We start from the raw sequence: 20715 nt of genomic DNA, 5'->3' as shown, positions 1-20715 counted from the left end.
CTGTCGCGCCGCCGCTCAGCCGGCGCCGATCTGCGCCTGCAATCCCTGGTCGCGCGTGAAGCGGAAGCGCGTCACGATTTCCCATACGTCGTCGCGGCCGCCGGTGCGCATGTTTTCCGGGAAGCGGCCGAACGGCGCCGAGCGCCGCACGATGGCGACCGCCGCCTGGTCCAGCGCCGGATTGCCGGAACTGGTCTTGACCACCACGCCGCCGTCGCGCTCATAAATGGTGCCGTCCTGGAATACCGGGATGATCACCAGCAGCTCGCCGTACAGCTTGTTGCCGTCCTTGGTCGGGAAGTTCAGCGTGCCGACCTTTTCGATCTTGTCCTGCAGCGTCTTGTAGTACTGGGCGTAGCCGACCTCGCGCGTGCTGGGCGTGATCTGGGTCTTCTTGGGACGCTTGTTGTACTCCTCGATGTTCCTGGCCACCTCGGCTTCCATGCGCGCCATCGCGCGGGCGGTCTCCAGCATGTCGCGCGCGTTCAGGCGCGGCTCTTCCTTCGGCTTTTGCTCTTCCGCGCTGGCCACGCGCGACGCCGCCGGCTGCATCTGCGCCAGCATCTTGCGCTGCTGCGCTTCCAGCTCGGCCACGCGGCGCTGGGCGGCCTTGACGCTGTCGCCGGTTTCCTGGCGCTTCATGTCCGGCAGCGGCGACTTGGCGCGCCCCTTGTCGACATTGCCGCCGCCGTCCAGGTTGGCCTGCGCCAGCGCGTCGGCGTTGAGCGGCTTCTTGTCGTGCCTGGCGTTGACCAGGATCACTTCCAGTTCCGGGTCGGACGGCTTCAGGCGGAAGGCATCGGGCGCGGCGAAATGCACGGCGAGTAGTACGCCATGTACCAGCAGCGAGATGCCGAGCGCCAGGCTCAGCAGACGATGTTGGGAAAACAGGTTCACAGCAGGAACGGACGGCCGGAGGTGGTCAAAGCAGCAATTCTACGCCAGCGCCGGCTCATTGCGCGGCATCGGCGGGCTTGTTTTCGGCATCGTCCGTCGCATCCGCGGCTGCCTGCCCGCCGGCCTCACCTTCAGTTCCGTCTTCCCCGGCGCCCGCGTCGCCCAGGCCGTCGAGCATGTCGTCCTCTTCATCCCCCAGGTCGGCCAGCGCCTGCGCCGCGGCCGTCGGCACCTCCAGCAGGCGCGCCTCGACCGAGAGGTCGACCTCGTCCCAGCGCAGCAGGTCGAGCTTGACCTGCAGGCCGCGCGCCAGTTGCGGCAGGCCCGGCATGCGCAGCACCAGCGGGATCTCGGTCAGGCGCAGGATCTCGTCCTTGAGCACCACGGCGTCGACGGTGCGCGCGTTTTCCTGCGCCAGCCAGCGCAGGCACCAGTAGCGCTCCATGGTCGACTGGAAATCGGCATAGCCGGAATAGGCGGCGTCGAAGCCGGAGACGATGGCGAACAGGTCGGCGTCGCGCGGCTTGAAGGGCGCCGCCAGCGGCGCGGCCACGCCATGCTCGATACAGGCCAGGATCTGCCACTGGTTGACCAGGTCGGTATAGCGGCGCAGCGGCGAGGTGCTCCAGGCGTACTGGTCCACGCCCAGGCCCTGGTGCGGCGCGGCATGGGTCACCATGCGCACCTGCATCTTGGCGGCCCAGCCGCCGGCGCCGCCCCCTTGGGCGCGGTAGATGCCCGGCACGCCGTGGTCGGCCATCAGCTTGCCCCAGGTGCTGTTGGCGAAGATCATCAGCTCGGCCACGATCTTGTCCAGTGGCGCCCCGCGCTTGCGGCGCACGATGCTGACCACGCCGTCTTCCACGTAGAAGTTGAAGTCGACGCGGTTGTTCTGCTCCGGCCGCAGGCCGAAACTCTCGCGCTTGGCCATGCGGCCCTGCTCCAGCAGCTGCACCCATTGCCACAACAGCGCGATCTCTTCCTTGTGCGGATAATCGCCGCGGCCCTCGGCCAGCGCCTCTTCGGTCACCAGCTCGTCAAGGTCGTTATGGCGCAGGTTGGCGGTGATCGGCACCAGTTCGGCGCGGGTCTCGGTGGCCAGCACTTCCCAGGTGGCCGGGTCGAGCGTGGCGTAGAGCGACAGCGCCGGGCGGGCGGCGCCGGCGTCCAGCGTGTAGGCCGCGACCAGGTCGTCGGGCAGCATGGTGATCTTCTCGCCCGGCATGTAGACGGTCGACATGCGCGCACGGGCGATGGCGTCGATGGCGTCGTTGCGCTTGATCGCCAGGCCGGGCGCTGCGATGTGGATGCCCACGCGCAGCTTGCCGTCGGGCAGGCGGGTGACCGACAGGGCGTCGTCGATCTCGGTGGTGGTGACGTCGTCGATCGAGAAGGCCTGCACCTCGGCGGTCGGTAGGCCGGCCGGCGCGGCCGGGATGTCGATGGCGGCGAAACCGGTGCCGCGCGGGAAGTATTCGTAGAGGAACTTGGCATAGTGCAGTTCCTTGGGCGAAGCGATGCCGCCGACGGCCAGCATCAGGCGCTGCGGCGTGGTCTGCAATTCCTTGGCGGCGGCATCCAGCGCCTTGTATTCGATGCCGTTCTTGTCGGGCTTGAACAGCAGCTGCAGCGCGATCGGCCTGAAGGCCTCGGGCAGGCGGTTGGCCTTGAGCTCGTCGACATACGCGGCCTGCGCGGCCAGTTGCTGCTTCTTCTTTTCCAGCCCGGCCAGCGCGGCCTGCAGCGATGCCTGCGGCGCCGCCTTGTAGCGGCCGCGGCCCTTCTTGTAGAAGTAGATCGGCGCGGTATGCAGGCGCAGCAGCAAGCCGGCCGCTTCCGGCGGCAGCGGCGCGTGGCCGAAGTATTCGGCGGCCAGCTCGGCGAAGCCGAACTCTTCCTCGCCCGCCACTTCCCACAGGAAGTCGAGGTCGACCTCGTCGGCGATGGCCTGGGCCTGCTGCAGCAGCTCCTGCGGCGAAGGCGCGGCGAACTGCAGCAGCGCATCCTTGGACTTAACCTTGGTGCGCTTGCCGGAGGCCATCTCGACCTGGTAGGACTCGCCCTGCTGGGTCATGATGGAGCCGGCCTTGAAGTCGCCGGATTCTTCGAACAATAAATTCATCGTCTGCTTCTTTACATGGAACGGACATCGGCGCGCATCAAGGCGCCCAATGCCGGGAGAAAAACGTCGGTGACCATCAGCACGCCGCCGCGGCGCGAAAACAGCGAGCGGCGGGCGTACAGGGCGGCCGGGATGGCCTCGCCGGGCAGCGCCGCCGCGATGCGCCGCATCAGCGGATGGCTGGCCGGCAACTTGGCGTACTCGATCGGGCTCCGCCCCACCAGCGGATCAAAGAACAGGTTGGCGCCCAGCGGCGTATTGCCCAGCTTGCTGAAGAACGGCCAGTCGGATTTCACCGAGGAAGTCGATAGCACGGTATGGCCGAACACCACCGGACGGCCGTCGCAATGCAGGATCACATCGCGCTCGACCACACGGCTGCGCGCCGGCACGCCCAGCGCCGCGTACTCGTCGGCCAGGACCGGCCCCGACCGCTGGCGCAGCAGGCGCACCGAGAAATCGCGGGTACGCGCCTTGAGCTTCAGGGTCATCGAACCGGGATCGGCCAGCCACGCGCGGGTACGGCGCATCAGCGCGCCGTCGGTCGCCAGCAGCGAGGCCAGCGCCTGCGGATACGGCATCCATGCCGCCTTGCCCTGCGAATGCGGCATCAGGACACCGCCTTGCCCGAACCGTCCACGCCGCAAAAGGCCAGCACGTCGTCAAGATAATCGGCGAATTCGGCGATGCCGTGGTCGCTGCCTTCGATCACCGTCTGGCGCGCGCCGGGGTAGTGCGCGACCATCTCGCGCCAGTCCAGCACTTCGTCGCCGGTGGCGGCGATCAGGAAATAGCGTTCGGGGCGGCTGATCTTGTCCACCGCCAGCGCGCGCAGTTCATCGATGTATTCGCGCTTGAACTCGAACGGTTCGTCGGAGTGGTATTGCGTGGTCACGCCGACATAGGATTCCAGTTCGCGCGGCGGCTGCACCGCCGGGTTCAGCAGCACCGCGCGGCAGCCGTACTGCTCGGCCAGCCAGGTGGCGTAGAAGCCGCCCAGCGAAGAGCCGACGATCGTGAGCCGCCGCTGGTCGGCGCCGTCCGCGATGGAGCGGGCCAGCGCGATGGCGCCCGCCGGCGAAGCCGGCAGTTGCGGGCAGGCATACATATCCTGCAAACCCAGTTCGCGCATGCGCTGCCCCATCAGCCGCGCCTTGAAGGACTGCGGCGAGGAACGGAAGCCATGCAGGTAGAGGATCATGCCAGCGCGTCCAGGATCTTCTGGTGCACGCCGCCGAAGCCGCCGTTGCTCATCACCAGCACGTGGTCGCCCGGCTTGGCCGCCGCCCGCACCGCCTGCACCAGCGCGCCGAGGTCGTCGAAGGCGGCGCCCTTGTCGCCCAGCGGGGCCAAGGCCTCGGCCAGGTTCCAGCCGAGCGCGTCCTTGCCCGCGCGAGCGCCGTAGCCGAACACCAGGTCGGCGTCGGCCAGGCTGGTCGGCAAGGCTTCTTTCATGGTGCCCAGCTTCATGGTGTTGGAGCGCGGCTCCAGCACCGCCAGGATGCGGGCCGCGCCGATTTTCTTGCGCAGGCCGGCGACGGTGGTGGCGATCGCGGTCGGGTGGTGGGCGAAGTCGTCGTACACGGCCACGCCGTTGACGGTGCCGCGCAGCTCCATGCGGCGCTTGACGCTCTGGAACGCGCCCAGCGCTTCGATGGCCTGGGCCGGCGGCACGCCGACGTGGCGCGCGGCGGCGATCGCCGCCAGCGCGTTCATGCGGTTGTGTTCGCCGCTCAACTCCCACGCCACCGTGCCTTGCAAGGCGCCGTCGAACAATACGTCGAAACGGCCGTCGTCATGGTTGGCCAGCGCCCAGCCCGCTGTGCCGGCCACGCCGAAGTCTTCGCGTTCGCTCCAGCAGCCGCGCGCGATCACGCGCTGCAATGCCGGCTCGCGGCCGTTGACCAGCAACCGGCCGATGCCGGGGACGGTGCGCACCAGGTGGTGGAACTGGGTCTCGATGGCGGCCAGGTCGGGGAAGATGTCGGCGTGGTCGTATTCAAGGTTGTTCAGGATCGCGGTGCGCGCGCGGTAATGCACGAACTTGCTGCGCTTGTCGAAGAAAGCGGTATCGTATTCGTCGGCTTCGATGACGAAGAACGGCGAGGGGCCGCCCTGGCCGTCGCTGCCCAGGCGCGCCGAAATGCCGAAATTCATCGGCACGCCGCCGATCAGGAAACCGGGGGTGTAGCCGGCATGTTCCAGGATCCAGGCCAGCATGGCCGAAGTAGTGGTCTTGCCGTGCGTGCCGGCCACGGCCAGCACCCATTTGTCCTGCAGGATGTGGCGGCCGATCCATTCCGGGCCGGAAACATAAGGCAGGCCGCGGTTGAGGATCTCTTCCATCAGCGGGTTGCCGCGCGAGACGACGTTGCCGATCACGAACAGGTCGGGCGCCAGGTCCACCTGGGACGGGTCGAAGCCTTGCATCAGTTCGATGCCCTGGGCTTCAAGCTGGGTGCTCATCGGCGGGTAGACATTGGCGTCGCAGCCGGTCACCTTGTGGCCGGCCTCCTTGGCGAGGACGGCCAGACCGCCCATGAAGGTGCCGCAAATGCCGAGAATGTGGATATGCATAACAAATCTTCGGGTGTAATCCTGGGATTTTACCTGAGAACAGGCGCCGGACAGCCCGCGGGCGGCCGTGGCCGCGAGCGGGTATGATGTCGCCCATGCCAGACTTCACTTCCCCCGCCGAACAACTGCGCGCCGAGATCGCCGCGGCCGCCGCGCGCATGATCGCCGAAGACGGCGCCGACTACGGCAGCGCCAAGCGAAAGGCGGCCAAACAGATCCTGGGCAACCAGAAAGTACGCGGCGAGATCATGCCCGATAACGAGCAGATCGAAGACGAAGTGCGCATCTACAATGAACTGTTCTTCGCCGATACCCAGCCGGCGCGCCTGTTGCACCTGCGCCGCACGGCGCTGAAGCTGATGCAGGACCTGCAGGCGTTCAATCCCTACATCACCGGCGCGGTGTTCAACGGCACCGCCGGCGAGCATTCGGACATCCACCTGCAGCTGTTCACGCCCAGCGCCAAGGACGTGGAGATTTTCCTGCTCAATAAGAACGTGAATTTCGAAGTCGGCGAGACGCCGCACTTCCGCAATGGCCAACCGGTGGAGACGCTGAGCTTCCTGCTGCCGCAAAAAGGCGCGGCGCCGGAGCTGGCCCACCTGGCCCTGTATGAAGAAGACGACCTGCGCGGCAGCGTGCGCACTGCCGCCGGCAAGCGCCCGGAACGCGGCGACGCGGCCGCGCTGGTGCGCCTGATCGAAACATCCGAGGAAGACAATCCATGAAAAAGCTACGCAATGCCGCCCTGTTGATCGTTGTTGCCGTCATTTGCGCGAGCGTGGGCCTGTACGCCAGCCATCGCGGCAATCCGGCCGATTCGCCCGAAACCCAGGCCCTGAATCGCCTGCTGTCGCAATCGATGCCGGATGCCTCGGGGCAACAGCAGTCGCTGGCGCAATGGAAGGGCAAGCCGCTGGTCGTCAATTTCTGGGCCACCTGGTGCGGCCCTTGCGTGGAGGAAATGCCGGAGCTGACGGCCTTGCAGCAGGAAATCGCCCCGGTGCAAATTCTGGGAATTGGCGTCGATAGTCAGGACAATATCGCCAAATTTGCACAAAAATACCAAATCCGCTATCCTCTCTACGTTGCCGGGACCGGCGCCACCGACTTGCTCAGGCAATTCGGCAACCAGGCAGGCGGTCTCCCCTTCACCGCTCTGGTAGGCAAGGACGGCAAAGTCAAAAAGATCTACCTCGGCCGCTTGAAGTTCGACGAGCTGCGCCAAGACCTCTCCCAACTGTAAATCCGCGAAAAGAAAGTTTTTCTTGCCAAATGATGCCATTTGACGGCAAAATGCGCGCATCGTCGTCAAACGGAGCTTAATCTCCATGGCAAAACACCTCCTCCTGCTCAATGGCCCGAACCTGAATCTGCTCGGGACCAGGGAGCCGGAAGTCTACGGATCGACCAGCCTGGCCGACATCGAGAAGCTGGCGCAGGCACAGGCAAGCGCCGCCGGCGCCAGGCTGCAATCGTTCCAAAGCAACCACGAAGGTGCACTGATCGACCGCATCCACCAGGCCCGCACGGAGGGCGTGGATGCCATCGTCATCAACCCCGGCGGACTGACCCACACCAGCGTGGCCCTGCGCGATGCGCTGGCCGGCGTGGCCATCCCGTTCGTGGAAGTGCATATTTCCAATATTCATCAACGCGAGGAATTTCGGCATTTTTCATACCTGTCCGGCATTGCCCGGGCAGTCATGTGCGGCTTTGGAGTCGACGGCTACCGCCTGGCCATCGACTACTGGCTGCGTCAGTCCTGACGGCAGGTTCATCCACGCCTGAACGGGCCCATCAAGAAACCAGCAACAAGCACTGCACCGATAACCGCCGGCCGTGTTCCGACTGCCGGCGCTTCTTTAATTAACACTTATCTACATTCCGAGGGATTCAAATGGATTTACGAAAACTCAAGACGCTGATCGACCTGGTTGCCGAATCGGCCATCGAAGAGCTGGAAGTCACTGAAGGCGAAAGCAAGGTCAGGATCGTCAAATCCTCCCCGAATGCGCAAAACCAGGTCGTGATGGTGCCGCAGCAGCAGGCTTACGCGCCCGCCCCCGCACCGCTGGCAGCCGCCCCCGTGGCCGCTGCGCCTGCGGCCGCAGCCGCGCCGGCGGCCGCCGTGCCGGAAGGCTATATCGTGAAGTCGCCGATGGTCGGCACCTTCTACCGCTCCTCCGCTCCGGGCGCCCCGGCGTTCGTCGAAGTCGGCAAGGAAGTCAAGGAAGGCGATACCCTGTGCATCATCGAAGCCATGAAGCTGTTGAACGAAATCGACGCCGACAAGGGCGGCGTGGTCAAGCAGATCCTGGTGGAAAACGGCCAGCCGGTCGAATTCGGCCAGCCGCTGTTCGTGTTGGGCTGATCGCCGTACCGCACCGGACCTGATGGCATTCCCGGCTCAGCCGGATGACGCCGCCTCCGGGCGGCAATCGAAGTGGAAATGCTGTACTGTCGATACGGGGCGCGGCGCCAGGATGGCGCACCGCGGCCCCGGCATCCGGAACCTATAACGCTTGACCTTAGCGACGCCTCATTCCAGTTATGTTTGAAAAAATCCTGATCGCCAACCGTGGCGAAATTGCCCTGCGTATTCAGCGCGCCTGCCGCGAATTGGGCATCAAGACCGTGGTCGTGCACTCCGAAGCCGACCGTGAAGCCAAGTACGTGAAGCTGGCGGACGAATCGGTATGTATCGGCCCGGCGCCCTCGCCGCTGTCCTACCTGAACATGCCCGCCATCATCAGCGCCGCCGAAGTGACCGACGCCCAGGCGATCCACCCGGGCTACGGCTTCCTGTCGGAAAACGCCGACTTCGCCGAGCGCGTGGAACAGTCCGGCTTCGTCTTCATCGGCCCGCGCGCCGAGAACATCCGCATGATGGGCGACAAGGTGTCGGCCAAGCAGGCGATGATCCGCGCCGGCGTGCCCTGCGTGCCGGGTTCGGAAGGCGCGCTGCCTGACAACCCCAAGGAAATCGTCCAGATCGCCCGCAAGATCGGCTATCCGGTCATCATCAAGGCGGCCGGCGGCGGCGGCGGACGCGGCATGCGCGTGGTGCATACCGAAGCCGCGCTGATCAACGCCGTGACCATGACCAAGACCGAAGCCGGCGCCGCGTTCGGCAATCCGGAAGTCTATATGGAGAAGTACCTGGAAAATCCGCGCCACGTGGAAATCCAGGTGCTGGCCGACGAGCACAAGCAAGCCATCTGGCTGGGCGAGCGCGACTGCTCGATGCAGCGCCGCCACCAGAAGGTGATCGAGGAAGCGCCTGCGCCGGGCATCCCGCGCAAGATCATCGAGAAGATCGGCGAACGCTGCGCCGAAGCCTGCCGCAAGATGAACTACCGCGGCGCCGGCACCTTCGAATTCCTGTACGAAAACGAAGAGTTCTACTTCATCGAGATGAACACCCGCGTGCAGGTGGAACACCCGGTGACCGAAATGATCACCGGCGTGGACATCGTGCAGGAGCAGATCCGCATTGCCGCCGGCGAAAAGCTGCGCTACCGCCAGCGCGACATCGAGCTGAAGGGCCACGCCATCGAGTGCCGCATCAACGCCGAGGACCCGTTCAAGTTCATCCCGTCGCCGGGCCGCATCACGGCATGGCACGTACCGGGCGGCCCCGGCATCCGCGTCGACTCGCACGCCTACGCCGGCTATTTCGTGCCGCCCAACTATGACTCGATGGTGGGCAAGGTGATCGCCTATGGCGCCACCCGCGAGCAGGCCATCCGCCGCATGCAGATCGCGCTGTCGGAAATGGTGGTCGAAGGCATCTCGACCAATATCCCGCTGCACCGCGAGCTGATGGTGGATGCGCGCTTCTTCGAAGGCGGAACCAATATCCATTATCTGGAACATAAACTGTCGGAACGCCCGGCATCGTCGGACGCCGACAAATCCAAGAAGTGAAAGTGAAGTAATCCATGAGCTGGGTTGAAATCGTCATCGAAGTGGCGCGTGAACAGGCGGAGGCGTTGTCCGATGCCCTGATGGAGGCTGGCGCTTTGTCGGTGTCGGTGGAAGATGCGGACGAAGGCACCGATGCCGAACGTCCGCTGTTCGGCGAGCCCGGCATGGAGCCCGACGAAGCGGCATGGGACCGCAGCCGCGTGGTGGCGCTGGCCGACAAGGACGCCAATCTGGCGACCATCGTCGCCGACGCCACCGCGGCCATCGGCCTGGGCTATGCCCTGCCCTTTGCCACCCGCGCGGTGGAAGAGCAGGACTGGGTGCGCCTGACGCAGTCGCAGTTCGAGCCCATCCATATCGGCCGGCGCATCTGGGTCGTGCCGAGCTGGCACGACGCGCCGCAGGATGACGACGCGCTGGTGCTGGAGCTGGACCCCGGCCTGGCCTTCGGCACCGGCAGCCATCCCACCACCCGTTTGTGCATGGAGTGGCTGGAAACCAATGCCACGCAAACCCGCACCCTGCTGGACTACGGCTGCGGTTCGGGCATCCTGGCGCTGGTGGCGGCCAAGGTCGGCGTGCCGCAGGTGATCGGCGTGGACATCGACCCGCAGGCGCTGGAAGCGGCCCACTACAACTCGGCCCGCAACCAGTGCCAAGTCGCCTATTTCCTGCCGGAAGCCTTCGCCCAGACGCATCCGGAAGGCGAGCGCTTCGAAGTGGTGGTGGCCAACATCCTGGCCGGCCCGCTGCAACTGATGGCGCCGATGCTGGCCGGACGCGTCGCGCCCGGCGGCGCGCTGGTGCTCTCCGGCGTGCTGGACCGGCAGGCGCAGGAAGTCATCGCCGCCTATGCGCCCTACATTGCGCTGACGGTCTGGGCCGAGCACGAAGGCTGGGTGGCGCTGGCAGGCCGTATGCCGGAGTAAGCGCATGGCGTTGGCGACCCAATGTCCGCATTGTTTCACCATCTTCCGGGTCGCCGGCGACCAACTCAAGCTGCGCGGCGGCCTGGTCCGCTGCGGTAGCTGCAAGCAAGTCTTCAACGGCAACGACTACCTGGTCGAAGCCAGCGTCAGCGACGGCCACTACCAGCCGGTCCCGGGCAGCAAGGCGCAGGCTGCTGCCACGGCCGCGCCCGAAGCCGACATCCCGGTTCCGGCAGCACCGCCGCCGCCTCCCGCGACGGCCGCTCCGGCTTCCCCTGCTCCCCCAGCCCCCATTCCCGCCGTCGCCGGCCCCAACGTATTCCGTTCGCCCGACAACCCCGGCTATATCCCCGACCTGAGCCTGCCGCTGCGCGCCACGGAGCAGGGCGAGGAGCACTTCCCGCTGCCGCTCACGCCGTCCCATGCGGACCACGAGGCTGAGCCGCATGACGCGGTTGCAGACGCAACGCCCGATGCCGTCCCTCGGGACGACAACCCGGCCGGGTACGCCGACGAAAACCCGTTCGCCGCCTACGAACGGGCCGCCGGCGCCGCAGCCGCCGGGGAGGATATCCACTCCCTGGGCGAAACCGGCGCCAATGCCGAACCTGAACCGGAAGAAGCCGGCGATGCGGCCGACCAGGACGCCGAGGCGCCGGCCTTCGTCAAAAAGGCCGAGCGCAAGGAACGGCGCGGCCACTTCCTGCAGATGGCGATGATGGTGCTGGCCGGCGTGATGGTGCCCGTCCTGCTGCTGCAGTCCGCCTATTACTGGCGCAACCAGTTGGCCGCCGCCGTACCGCCGCTGCAGCCCATGCTCAACGGCATGTGCGCCGCCTTCCATTGCACGGTCGGCCTGCCGGCCGAGATCGACCGCTTGTCGCTGGAATCGAACGAGCTGCAGGTGGTGCCGCCCAACCAGAACATCTACGCCCTGTCGCTGGTGCTGCGCAACCGCGGCGCCACCCCGCAGGCCTGGCCCTACATCGAGCTCACGCTCAACAACGACGACGAAAAGCCGGTGGTGCGCCGGGTCTTCCGGCCGCGCGAATACCTGCCCAAACAACAGCAGATCGACAGCGGCATCGCCGGCGAAAGCGAACAGCAGGTCAAGCTGACCTTCGAGCTGAACGACGCGCTGGTCTCCGGCTATCGCATCTACCTGTTCTATCCCTGATCCGGGTATCGCCCGCCCGGCCCCGTTTTTTCGACGGGCGGCGCTGAACTCCCCGCCGCTTTCTTCTACAATGCGGGATTCACCACCACTTTACCCTTCCCCATGAGCTCACTGATCTGCGGTTCCCTCGCTTACGACAACATCATGCAATACGAGGGCCGCTTCGCCGAAGCGCTCCTGGCCGACCAGTTGCACAAGGTCAACGTCTCCTTCCTGGTGCCGACCATGCGCCGCGAGTTCGGCGGCTGCGCCGGCAACATCGGCTACAACCTGAAGCTGCTGGGCGGCGCCCCGGTGGTGATGGCCACCGTCGGCCTGGACAGCGCCCCCTATATGGAACGCTTCGCCGAGCTGGGCATTTCCACCCAATGCGTGCGCGCGATCGATTCCTCGTTCACCGCGCAATGCTTCATCACCACCGACGCCGACAGCAACCAGATCACCGCCTTCCACCCGGGCGCCATGACCTTCTCGCATGAGAACAAGGTGGGCGACGCCGGCCCGGTGAAATTCGCCATCGTCGCCCCCGACGGCCGCGACGGCATGCTGCAGCACGCGGAGCAGGCGGCTGAGCTGAAAATCCCGCTGATCTTCGATCCGGGTCAGGGCATGCCGATGTTCGGCGGCGACGACCTCAAGCACTTCATCGACCTGGCGACCTATGTGGCCGTCAACGACTACGAAGCCGAGATGCTGACCGCGCGCACCGGCCTGACGCTGGCGCAGATCGCCGAACGCGTCTCGGCCCTGGTCGTCACCCGCGGCGAACTGGGCGCCGAGATCTACACCGGCGGCAAGAAGATCGACATCCCCTGCGTGCCGGCCGAGAAGATCGCAGACCCGACCGGCTGCGGCGACGCTTTCCGCGCCGGCATGCTGCACGGCCTGACCGAAGGCTACGACTGGGAAACCACCGGCCGCCTGGCCAGCCTGATGGGCTCGATCAAGATCGCCTCGCAAGGCCCGCAGAACCACGCGCCGTCCAAGGCCGAGATCGAAGAGCGCTTCCACAAGGCGTTCGGCTACCGTTTCGGCTGACGCCTGCCCGGCAACGGAGGCGCATTACTTCAAGGAGATGCATATGTTGAAGACTTCATCCGCACGACTGGCCGCCCCGTTGCTGCTGGCCGCCGCCCTGCTGGCGCAGCCGGCCCTGGCCGCACTCAAACCCGGCGACAAGGCGCCGGAATTCTCCGCGCCGTCGTCGCTGGGCGGCCAGGTCTCCACCTTCACGCTGTCGGCGGCGCTGAAGAAAGGCCCGGTGGTGCTGTACTTCTACCCGGCCGCCTTTACCACCGGCTGCACCATCGAAGCCCACCTGTTCGCCGAAGCGACCGACCGCTACAAGGCGCTGGGCGCGACGGTGATCGGGGTTTCGGCCGACAGCATCGACACGCTCAACAAGTTCTCGGTCAGCGAGTGCCGCAGCAAGTTCGCGGTGGCCGCCGACGTCGACCAGAAGATCATGAAGTCCTACGATGCGGTGCTGGGCAAGAACGCCGAGCGCGCCAGCCGCACCTCTTACGTGATCACGCCGGACCACGCCATCCTTTATGAATACACCGACATGAATCCGGAAAAGCACGTGGAGAACACCATGCATGCCCTGGAGCAGTGGTCGGCCGCACGGAAAAAGTGAACGCGGGCAGGATCTCCCCGCACCAATGAAAAAGCCGCTTGCAACAAGCGGCTTTTTTTACGCGGCCGGAACCGGGCTTCAGAGCAGCGACAACAGCAGCGTGCTGACCACCCGCACGGCGATCTGCAGCAGGATCAGCACCGCCAGCGGGGAGAGGTCGACGCCGCCGACCAGCGGGATGATGCGGCGCACCGGGCGCAGCAGCGGCTCGTTGAGGGCCCGCACGAAAGGTGCCAGCGGCGCGTAGGGGTTGACCCAGCTGAAGACCGCTTCGATGATCAGCGTCGCCATGAAGCCGTAGAAGATCCATTGCAGGAAACGCACCAGCGACAGCAGGAAGATGGTCTTGAAGTCGAAGCCGGAATCGATGCCGACGGCGGCGACGATCGACAGCAGCACGATCAGGAAGGCGCCGACCAGGCTGGCCCAGTCGTAGGCGCCGCCCGGCATCACGCGGCGCAGCGGCTTGACCAGCCAGTCCGACAACTGATAGACGAACTGCCCGACCGACTGAGGCGGGCGCACGCGCACCACCTGCATCCAGAAACGCAGCAGCATGACGCCAGCCAGGATGCTGGCGACGGCATCGACGATCAACATGAAAATACTATGCAGCACGGAGCTCTCCATCAGTGACAAACCCGGTGACCGGAATGGCCCGGATATCGCAGCGCACATACTAGGGCCTGTTGGCGCAATCGCCAAGCATCCCGGGCCGCGACATCCTTCGCCTCCATATTGTGCCATTCCCGCGCATTGCCAGACCTTCGCGGCACAAAAACGGGCGGGAGGCGCAAGAATCCGGACAAAAAAAACCGCTGTATGGCGCGAAGCCATACAGCGGGATTTTGCCTGAAAAAATCAGGCGGCAGAGACGCCCGGATTACGGACGGCTGGTGCCGGTCGGGAACGGCCAAGCCGCTGCCGGGTTCAGCACAGTCTTCACGGCCGGAGCGGCAGCCGGCTTAGCTGCTGCCGGCTTTTTTGCCGGAGCGGCCTTCTTCGGCGCTGCGGCCTTGGCTGCTGCCGGCTTCTTGGCGGCGACGGCCTTCTTCGGCGCTGCAGCCTTCTTCACTGCCGGCTTGGCGGCTGCCTTGGCGGCGGGCTTCTTGGCGGCGACTGCCTTCTTCGGCGCTGCTGCCTTCTTGGCTACCGGCTTCTTGGCGGCGACGGCCTTCTTCGGTGCTGCTGCCTTCTTCGCTACCGGCTTCTTGGCGGCGACGGCCTTCTTGGCTACCGGCTTCTTGGCTGCAACTGCCTTCTTCGGTGCTGCTGCCTTCTTCGCTACCGGCTTCTTGGCGGCGACGGCTTTCTTGGCTACCGGCTTCTTGGCTGCAACTGCCTTCTTCGGTGCTGCTGCCTTCTTCACTGCCGGCTTCTTGGCGGCGACGGCCTTCTTCGGCGCTGCTGCCTTCTTCACTGCCGGCTTGGCGGCTGCCTTAGCGGCTGCAGGCTTCTTGGCGGCGACGGCCTTCTTCGGTGCTGCGGCGGCCTTGGCGGCTGCCGGTTTCTTTGCAGCAGGCTTCTTGGCTGCTGGCTTCTTTGCTGCTGTTGCCATTTTGTTTCTCCTTCTTCACGTGATGGAAAAAATCAAGCTTGATATAAGAAACCCTCCTGCGACATCGCGATGAACGCAGGCGGATTATTCATCGGCACAAGCATGCCTCTGCTTGCACTAATGAATTCGGCACCAGCTGAACTGCTGCATCCCCTCACCTATGCAGCGCTTCAGCTATCTTGGCTGGACCTCTCCGGCAGTCCCGCGCACCGGGCGCGGCCATGATCGACTACGGGAGCAGGCGCGAAGCCAAAAAAAACGCCGGCGTGTTCAAACGCCAGCGTCGGGATAGCACTCCTGAAAAACCACCAGGTTTTTCAAAGGAAAAGCCGCCTTACCCGACATGATGGGGTTAAGCGGCAATAACAGAGAAGAACGTTTCGGTCTCTGACTGTTCATTAATTTGGCGATCGCCTTTCAGTTTCAGCAGCCGGGTATCTTGCAAGCTACCCGACTGCCGCTGTGCAATGTGTCTCGTGGAAGAGCACTGACGAGACTGCACATCATTCCCAACTCAACGCGCCCCCGGTCTGGTATTCGATGACGCGGGTCTCAAAGAAGTTGCGCTCCTTCTTCAAGTCGATCATCTCGCTCATCCACGGGAACGGATTTTCTTCTTGCGCGAACAACGGATCCAATCCGATTTGCTGTGCGCGACGATTAGCGATGAATCGTAGGTAGCCCTTGAACATCGTAGCGTTCAACCCGAGCACGCCTCGCGGCATTGTATCCTCTGCGTAACGATATTCCAACTCCACCGCGCTTAAAAACAACGATTTGATCTCTTCGCGGAACTCCGGAGTCCACAAGTGCGGGTTCTCCATCTTCACCGTGTTGATCAAGTCGATGCCGAAGTTGCAGTGCATGGACTCGTCGCGCAGGATGTACTGGTACTGCTCGGCGGCGCCCATCATCTTGTTCTGGCGGCCCAGCGCGAGGATCTGCGTGAAGCCGACGTAGAAGAACAGGCCTTCCATGATGCAGGCGAAAACGATCAGCGACTTCAGCAGCTTCTGGTCGTTCTCGACGGTGCCGGTCTTGAATTCCGGGTTGGTCAGCGTGTCGATGAAGGGGATCAGGAATTCATCCTTGTCGCGGATCGACTTCACCTCGTGGTAGGCGTTGAAGATCTCTGCTTCGTCCAGGCCCAGCGATTCCACGATGTACTGGTAGGCGTGGGTATGGATGGCCTCTTCGAACGCCTGGCGCAGCAGGTACTGGCGGCATTCCGGCGCGGTGATGTGGCGGTAGGTGCCCAGCACGATGTTGTTGGCGGCCAGCGAGTCGGCGGTCACGAAGAAGCCGAGGTTGCGCTTGACCAGGCGGCGTTCGTCTTCGGTCAGGCCGTTGGGGTTCTTCCACAGCTCGATGTCGCGCTGCATGTTGATTTCCTGCGGCATCCAGTGGTTGGCGCAGCCGGCCAGGTACTTGTCCCAGGCCCACTTGTACTTGAACGGCACCAGCTGGTTGACGTCGGTGTGGCCGTTGATGATGCGCTTGTCGGCGGCGTTGACGCGGCGGGTGGTGTCCACCGGCGCGTCGCGGGTGACCAGCGCCGGGTTCAGCGCCGCATCGGCGAACTGCGGGTTGAATTGCGGATGGCCGCCCACGGCCGGTTGCAGTTGGGGCTGTGCCGATTTCGCGCTTGCTTCGTCGTCCCAAGAAAGCATGGTTATTCCTCTTTGACTGTGTATTGCGGCGATGCCGGGAACGGGCTGGCCATTCGCATCGGCATCTATTCAGGTGACAACGGCGCATCCGGTGAAGTTCACCGCGATGCGCCGGCTGCGAAGCCCGGCGCGAAACCCGCTACTGCCGAGGATGATGGCTTTCCCATCCTCTTGAGCTGGCGGTCCCGGCCGGCGCTTCAGGTTGCTGTTACTGGCAGGCCTCGCACTCTTCGAAGCCCGGGTCGCCCGGACGCATGGTGCAGACCGGACCGTCGGCTTCGATCGAAGCGCCAGGGTTGGGCAGCACGTAGGCGCTGGAGGCAGCGGCGGCCGAGGCGATCGGCGCGGCGGCAACCGCCGGGGCCGATGCCGCGGACGCTGCCGAGCCGCTCATGCCGCCGTCCACGGCCACGGCGTTCAGGGCGCCGGTGCGGGAAGTCGACTTCTCGGTGTGGGTGGCGCCGATGGTGCGCAGGTAGTAGGTGGTCTTCAGGCCGCGCAGCCATGCCAGCTTGTAGGTCTCGTCCAGGCGCTTGCCGGAGGCGCCGGCCATGTAGATGTTCAGCGACTGTGCCTGGTCGATCCACTTCTGGCGGCGCGAGGCGGCTTCCACCAGCCACGACGGGTCGACTTCGAAGGCGGTGGCGTAGATGTCGCGCAGGTCTTGCGGGATGCGGTCGATCTTGGCCAGGCTGCCGTCGAAGTACTTCAGGTCGGCGACCATCACTTCGTCCCACAGGCCGCGCGCCTTCAGGTCGCGCACCAGGTACTCGTTGATTTCGGTGAATTCGCCCGACAGGTTCGACTTCACGTACAGGTTCTGGTAGGTCGGCTCGATGCAGGCCGACACGCCGATGATGTTCGAAATGGTCGCGGTCGGGGCGATCGCCACGCAGTTCGAGTTGCGCATGCCGTGTTCCTTGATGCGGGCACGCAAGGCGCTCCAGTCCATGGTTTCGCTGGTGTCGGCTTCCAGGTAGCCGCCGCGTTCCTCGGCCAGCAGCTTCAGGGAATCCTGCGGCAGGATGCCGCGGTCCCACAGCGAACCGCGGTAGGAGGTGTAGCGGCCGCGCTCTTCGGCCAGCTCGGTCGAGGCCCAGTAGGCGTAGTAGCAGACGGCTTCCATCGAACGGTCGGCGAACTCGACGGCGTCCATCGAAGCGTACGGGATGCGCTTCATGTGCAGGCAGTCCTGGAAGCCCATGATGCCCATGCCCACCGGACGGTGGCGCAGGTTGGAATCACGCGCCTTCTTGACGGCGTAGTAGTTGATGTCGATCACGTTGTCCAGCATGCGCATCGCGGTGCGGATGGTGCGCTGCAGCTTGGCGTGGTCCAGCTCGCCGTTGACCAGGTGCGCCGGCAGGTTGACCGAACCCAGGTTGCACACCGCGATTTCGGAATCGTTGGTGTTCAGGGTGATCTCGGTGCACAGGTTGGAGCTGTGCACCACGCCCACGTGCTGCTGCGGCGAACGGATGTTGCAAGGATCCTTGAAGGTGATCCACGGATGGCCGGTTTCGAACAGCATCGACAGCATCTTGCGCCACAGGTCCAGCGCCTGCACCTTCTTGAACAGCTTCAGCTCGCCGCGGGCGGCCTTGGCTTCGTAGCCGGTGTAGGCTTCTTCGAAGGCCTTGCCGAACTTGTCGTGCAGATCCGGGGTGTCGCTTGGCGAGAACAGGGTCCACTCGCCCTTTTCCATCACGCGCTTCATGAACAGGTCGGGAATCCAGTTCGCGGTGTTCATGTCGTGGGTGCGGCGGCGGTCGTCGCCGGTGTTCTTGCGCAGCTCGAGGAATTCCTCGATGTCCATGTGCCAGGTTTCCAGGTAGGCGCACACCGCGCCCTTGCGCTTGCCGCCCTGGTTGACCGCCACGGCGGTGTCGTTGACCACCTTCAGGAACGGCACCACGCCTTGCGACTTGCCGTTGGTGCCCTTGATGTGGGCGCCCAGGGCGCGCACCGGGGTCCAGTCGTTGCCCAGGCCGCCGGCGAACTTGGCCAGCAGGGCGTTTTCCTTGATCGCTTCGTAGATGCCGTCGAGGTCGTCGGCGACCGTCGTCAGGTAGCAGGACGACAGCTGCGAACGCTGGGTGCCCGAGTTGAACAGGGTCGGGGTCGAGCTCATGAAGTCGAACGACGACAGCAGGTCGTAGAACTCGATGGCGCGCGCTTCGCGGTCGATTTCATTGAGGGCCAGGCCCATCGCCACGCGCATGTAGAACGCCTGCGGCATTTCGATGCGGGTGCCCTGGATGTGCAGGAAGTAGCGGTCGTACAGGGTCTGCAGGCCGATGTAGCCGAATTGCAGGTCGCGCTCGGGCTTCAAGGCGGCGGCCAGCTTTTCCAGGTCGAACTGGGCCAGCTTGGTGTCCAGCAGCTCGGCGGCGATGCCCTTCTTGATGTACTTGGCGAAGTATTCCAGGTACTCGGCCGGAGCGTCGGCCTGCGCCACTTCCTTGCCGAACACTTCCTTGCGGATGGTGTGCATCAGCAGGCGCGACGTCACCTGGCTGTAGGCCGGATCCTTTTCCATCAGCGCGCGGGCAGCCAGGATGGCGGACTTGTACAGCTCTTCGACGGGCACGCCGTCGTACAGGTTCTTCATCGTCTCGGCCAGGATGGCCTGGGCGTCGACATGCTTTTCCAGGCCTTCGCAGGCGGCGTTGATCAGCGTGCGCACTTCGGCGATGTCCAGCGGACGGCTCTGGCCGTCTTCCACCACGTGCAGTTGCGGCGCGGCCACATCGGCACGGGCAGCGCCCTGCTGGGCGCGCTCTTCCATGCGCTTGGCGCGGTACAGCACGTAGGCGCGCGCGACATCATGCTCGCCCGAACGCATCAGGGCCAGCTCGACCTGGTCCTGGATGTCTTCGATATGGAAAGTCCCGCCGGTGGGCTGGCGGCGCACCAGCGCCGAGACCACGTTGGTGGTCAGCTGCTCGACCATCTCGCGCACGCGCGCCGAGGCCGCGCCCTGGCCGCCGTTGACGGCCAGGAAGGCCTTGGTGACGGCGATGGAGATCTTGGACGGCTCGAAACCGACCACCGCGCCGTTGCGGCGGATGATGCGGTACTCGCCCAGGCCGGCGCCGGCTTTCACGGCGGGTGCCTTGGAGGCGTCGGAAGACACCTCCAGGTCGGCGGCGGTGACGCCGAACACGGCAGGGGAATTGACGGAAATTTCTTGAGTTGAGCGCACTTAGCCTCCTGAATACATAAGACAGACAACCACGTGGAGATTGCCCCGAGTTGCTAAATTAGAACCCCTACCTGCCCTGGGGTTCGCGAACGACAGAAGCGCCCCACAATAAATATCCCTTTGCGCGGATATTCATGCTGACGCAAAACCTGCTTGAAACTAATGTGTAGACCGATGTTGGAAGGAAGGAGCCGCGAGACGTTGTAGGACTTGATTACTGCCTCACGAACCTTTCACCTTCTGAAGCACTGCCATTCTGGATGACAAATCCGGATACAACTGGGGATTACCGAAACACTACATCTAGTACCAAAAGAACGATTGAGACTAATTCTAGTGGCGGCATTCCGATGTTGCAACCGCTATTTCTCGAATTTTTCTGTCCCGGCGGCTTGACTTTTGACAAGGCCAGCAGGGAAGCGCAGTTGCGCGCCGTCAATGATTTTCGCCAGCTCGTTCCGGTAGCGGCCCCAATCGAAAAATGGACCCGGATCGGTCTTGCGCACCGGGGCGATATGCTCGTGCCCGGCCACGTCGGTGAGCGCGTAACGCTCTCGCAGCGCAGCAGTGAGTCTGGCCAGCGCCGGATACTGGGCCTCGGCAAACGGCTCGTGGTCGGTACCCTCGACCTCGATGCCGATCGAGAAGTCGTTGCAGCGCTCGCGCCCGTCGAACACCGATACCCCGGCATGCCAGGCCCGGCGGTTGGCGGACACGAACTGGACCACCTCGCCGTCGCGCCGGATCAGGAAATGCGCCGACACCCGCAGCGGCCGCAACTGGTCGAAATAGGGATCGGCCTCGTAGTCGAGCCGGTTGCAGAACAGGTCGGCGATGTAGGGTCCGCCGAACACGCCCGGCGGCAAGCTGATGTTGTGGACCACCAGCAGGTCGGTGACGCAGCCGTCGGGCCGCTCATCGCAGTTCGGGGAAACTTCGCGGCGGGCCATATTGCACCAGCCATCGCCGTCGATGAACCATGCGCCGGCGTCGGAAGGAGAAGTCGGCATG

19 protein-coding genes are annotated in these 20715 nt (G+C 64.6%); 9 read left to right on the top strand and 10 right to left on the bottom strand.

Translation table 11 applies throughout. The annotated features are described in order from the left end of the window. Nucleotides 1-15: 15 nt before the first annotated feature. From J7548_RS09565 to mpl, 5 genes are read right to left on the bottom strand one after another with little or no spacing between them, the layout of a single operon-like run. Nucleotides 16-897 (bottom strand): TonB C-terminal domain-containing protein, encoded by an 882-nt coding sequence (locus J7548_RS09565; protein ID WP_290973759.1) that lies wholly within the window; start codon nt 895-897, stop codon nt 16-18. A 55-nt stretch (nt 898-952) separates the two neighbouring features. After that, a complete protein-coding gene (locus J7548_RS09560) occupies nt 953-3019 on the bottom strand; it encodes an RNB domain-containing ribonuclease (RefSeq protein ID WP_290973756.1) in 2067 nt (688 codons plus the stop codon). Nucleotides 3020-3030: 11 nt separating this feature from the next. Next, entirely contained in the window at nt 3031-3630 is a 600-nt protein-coding gene (locus J7548_RS09555) for a chorismate lyase (RefSeq protein WP_290973753.1), read from the bottom strand. Continuing rightward, nucleotides 3630-4220 carry a YqiA/YcfP family alpha/beta fold hydrolase gene (locus J7548_RS09550; protein WP_290973751.1) on the bottom strand — a complete coding sequence of 197 codons (591 nt, stop codon included), beginning with the start codon at nt 4218-4220 and terminating at the stop codon, nt 3630-3632. The genes J7548_RS09555 and J7548_RS09550 overlap by 1 nt, the downstream gene beginning before the upstream one ends. Continuing rightward, nucleotides 4217-5596, bottom strand: coding sequence for a UDP-N-acetylmuramate:L-alanyl-gamma-D-glutamyl-meso-diaminopimelate ligase (gene mpl, locus J7548_RS09545; protein ID WP_290973749.1), 1380 nt, complete (start codon nt 5594-5596; stop codon nt 4217-4219). Before mpl ends, J7548_RS09550 begins: the two co-directional genes overlap by 4 nt. 86 nt (nt 5597-5682) lie before the next feature. On the opposite strand from mpl, the gene J7548_RS09540 reads away from it, so the two are divergent. The 9 genes from J7548_RS09540 (at nt 5683) to J7548_RS09500 (ending at nt 13271) form a co-directional block, all read left to right on the top strand. Further along, a complete protein-coding gene (locus J7548_RS09540) occupies nt 5683-6324 on the top strand; it encodes a hypothetical protein (RefSeq protein WP_290974917.1) in 642 nt (213 codons plus the stop codon). Next, nucleotides 6321-6842: a TlpA disulfide reductase family protein gene (locus tag J7548_RS09535; protein WP_290973746.1), complete on the top strand. Its 522-nt coding sequence runs from the start codon at nt 6321-6323 to the stop codon at nt 6840-6842. The genes J7548_RS09540 and J7548_RS09535 overlap by 4 nt, the downstream gene beginning before the upstream one ends. An 85-nt stretch (nt 6843-6927) precedes the next feature. Further along, nucleotides 6928-7365: a type II 3-dehydroquinate dehydratase gene (gene aroQ, locus J7548_RS09530; RefSeq protein WP_290973743.1), complete on the top strand. Its 438-nt coding sequence runs from the start codon at nt 6928-6930 to the stop codon at nt 7363-7365. Nucleotides 7366-7496: 131 nt separating this feature from the next. Beyond that, nucleotides 7497-7970 carry an acetyl-CoA carboxylase biotin carboxyl carrier protein gene (accB, locus tag J7548_RS09525; protein ID WP_290973740.1) on the top strand — a complete coding sequence of 158 codons (474 nt, stop codon included), beginning with the start codon at nt 7497-7499 and terminating at the stop codon, nt 7968-7970. 179 nt (nt 7971-8149) lie between these two features. Further along, complete coding sequence (gene accC / locus J7548_RS09520; RefSeq protein WP_290973738.1) at nt 8150-9526, top strand: acetyl-CoA carboxylase biotin carboxylase subunit; 1377 nt, start codon at nt 8150-8152, stop codon at nt 9524-9526. A 14-nt stretch (nt 9527-9540) separates the two neighbouring features. Further along, nucleotides 9541-10455 carry a 50S ribosomal protein L11 methyltransferase gene (gene prmA, locus J7548_RS09515; protein WP_290973736.1) on the top strand — a complete coding sequence of 305 codons (915 nt, stop codon included), beginning with the start codon at nt 9541-9543 and terminating at the stop codon, nt 10453-10455. A 4-nt stretch (nt 10456-10459) separates the two neighbouring features. Then, the gene (locus J7548_RS09510; protein ID WP_290973734.1) at nt 10460-11632 is read left to right on the top strand and encodes a DUF3426 domain-containing protein; all 1173 of its coding nucleotides are present in this window, start codon (nt 10460-10462) and stop codon (nt 11630-11632) included. Between the two features lie 102 nt (nt 11633-11734). Beyond that, nucleotides 11735-12670 (top strand): carbohydrate kinase family protein, encoded by a 936-nt coding sequence (locus J7548_RS09505; protein WP_290973731.1) that lies wholly within the window; start codon nt 11735-11737, stop codon nt 12668-12670. 43 nt (nt 12671-12713) lie between these two features. Then, nucleotides 12714-13271, top strand: a complete 558-nt coding sequence (locus tag J7548_RS09500; protein ID WP_290973728.1) for a peroxiredoxin — start codon at nt 12714-12716, stop codon at nt 13269-13271. Nucleotides 13272-13349: 78 nt separating this feature from the next. Here the strand turns inward: J7548_RS09500 and J7548_RS09495 are convergent, their stop codons facing one another. The 5 genes from J7548_RS09495 to ampD all read right to left on the bottom strand — a co-directional run bounded on the left by J7548_RS09495 (nt 13350) and on the right by ampD (nt 20714). Beyond that, nucleotides 13350-13889, bottom strand: a complete 540-nt coding sequence (locus J7548_RS09495) for a YggT family protein (protein ID WP_290973726.1) — start codon at nt 13887-13889, stop codon at nt 13350-13352. Nucleotides 13890-14154: 265 nt separating this feature from the next. Then, entirely contained in the window at nt 14155-14829 is a 675-nt protein-coding gene (locus J7548_RS09490) for a histone H1-like DNA-binding protein (protein ID WP_290973724.1), read from the bottom strand. A gap of 503 nt (nt 14830-15332) precedes the next feature. Continuing rightward, the gene (locus J7548_RS09485; RefSeq protein WP_290973721.1) at nt 15333-16499 is read right to left on the bottom strand and encodes a ribonucleotide-diphosphate reductase subunit beta; all 1167 of its coding nucleotides are present in this window, start codon (nt 16497-16499) and stop codon (nt 15333-15335) included. A 208-nt stretch (nt 16500-16707) separates the two neighbouring features. After that, nucleotides 16708-19704 carry a ribonucleoside-diphosphate reductase subunit alpha gene (locus tag J7548_RS09480; protein WP_290973719.1) on the bottom strand — a complete coding sequence of 999 codons (2997 nt, stop codon included), beginning with the start codon at nt 19702-19704 and terminating at the stop codon, nt 16708-16710. A gap of 362 nt (nt 19705-20066) precedes the next feature. Continuing rightward, nucleotides 20067-20714, bottom strand: coding sequence for a 1,6-anhydro-N-acetylmuramyl-L-alanine amidase AmpD (ampD, locus tag J7548_RS09475; RefSeq protein ID WP_290973717.1), 648 nt, complete (start codon nt 20712-20714; stop codon nt 20067-20069). Nucleotide 20715: the final 1 nt, after the last annotated feature.

Source organism: Herbaspirillum sp. (assembly GCF_017744395.1).
In the GTDB taxonomy this organism is placed as follows: Bacteria; Pseudomonadota; Gammaproteobacteria; order Burkholderiales; family Burkholderiaceae_D; genus Herbaspirillum.
This window is presented reverse-complemented; position numbering and strand designations above follow the sequence as displayed.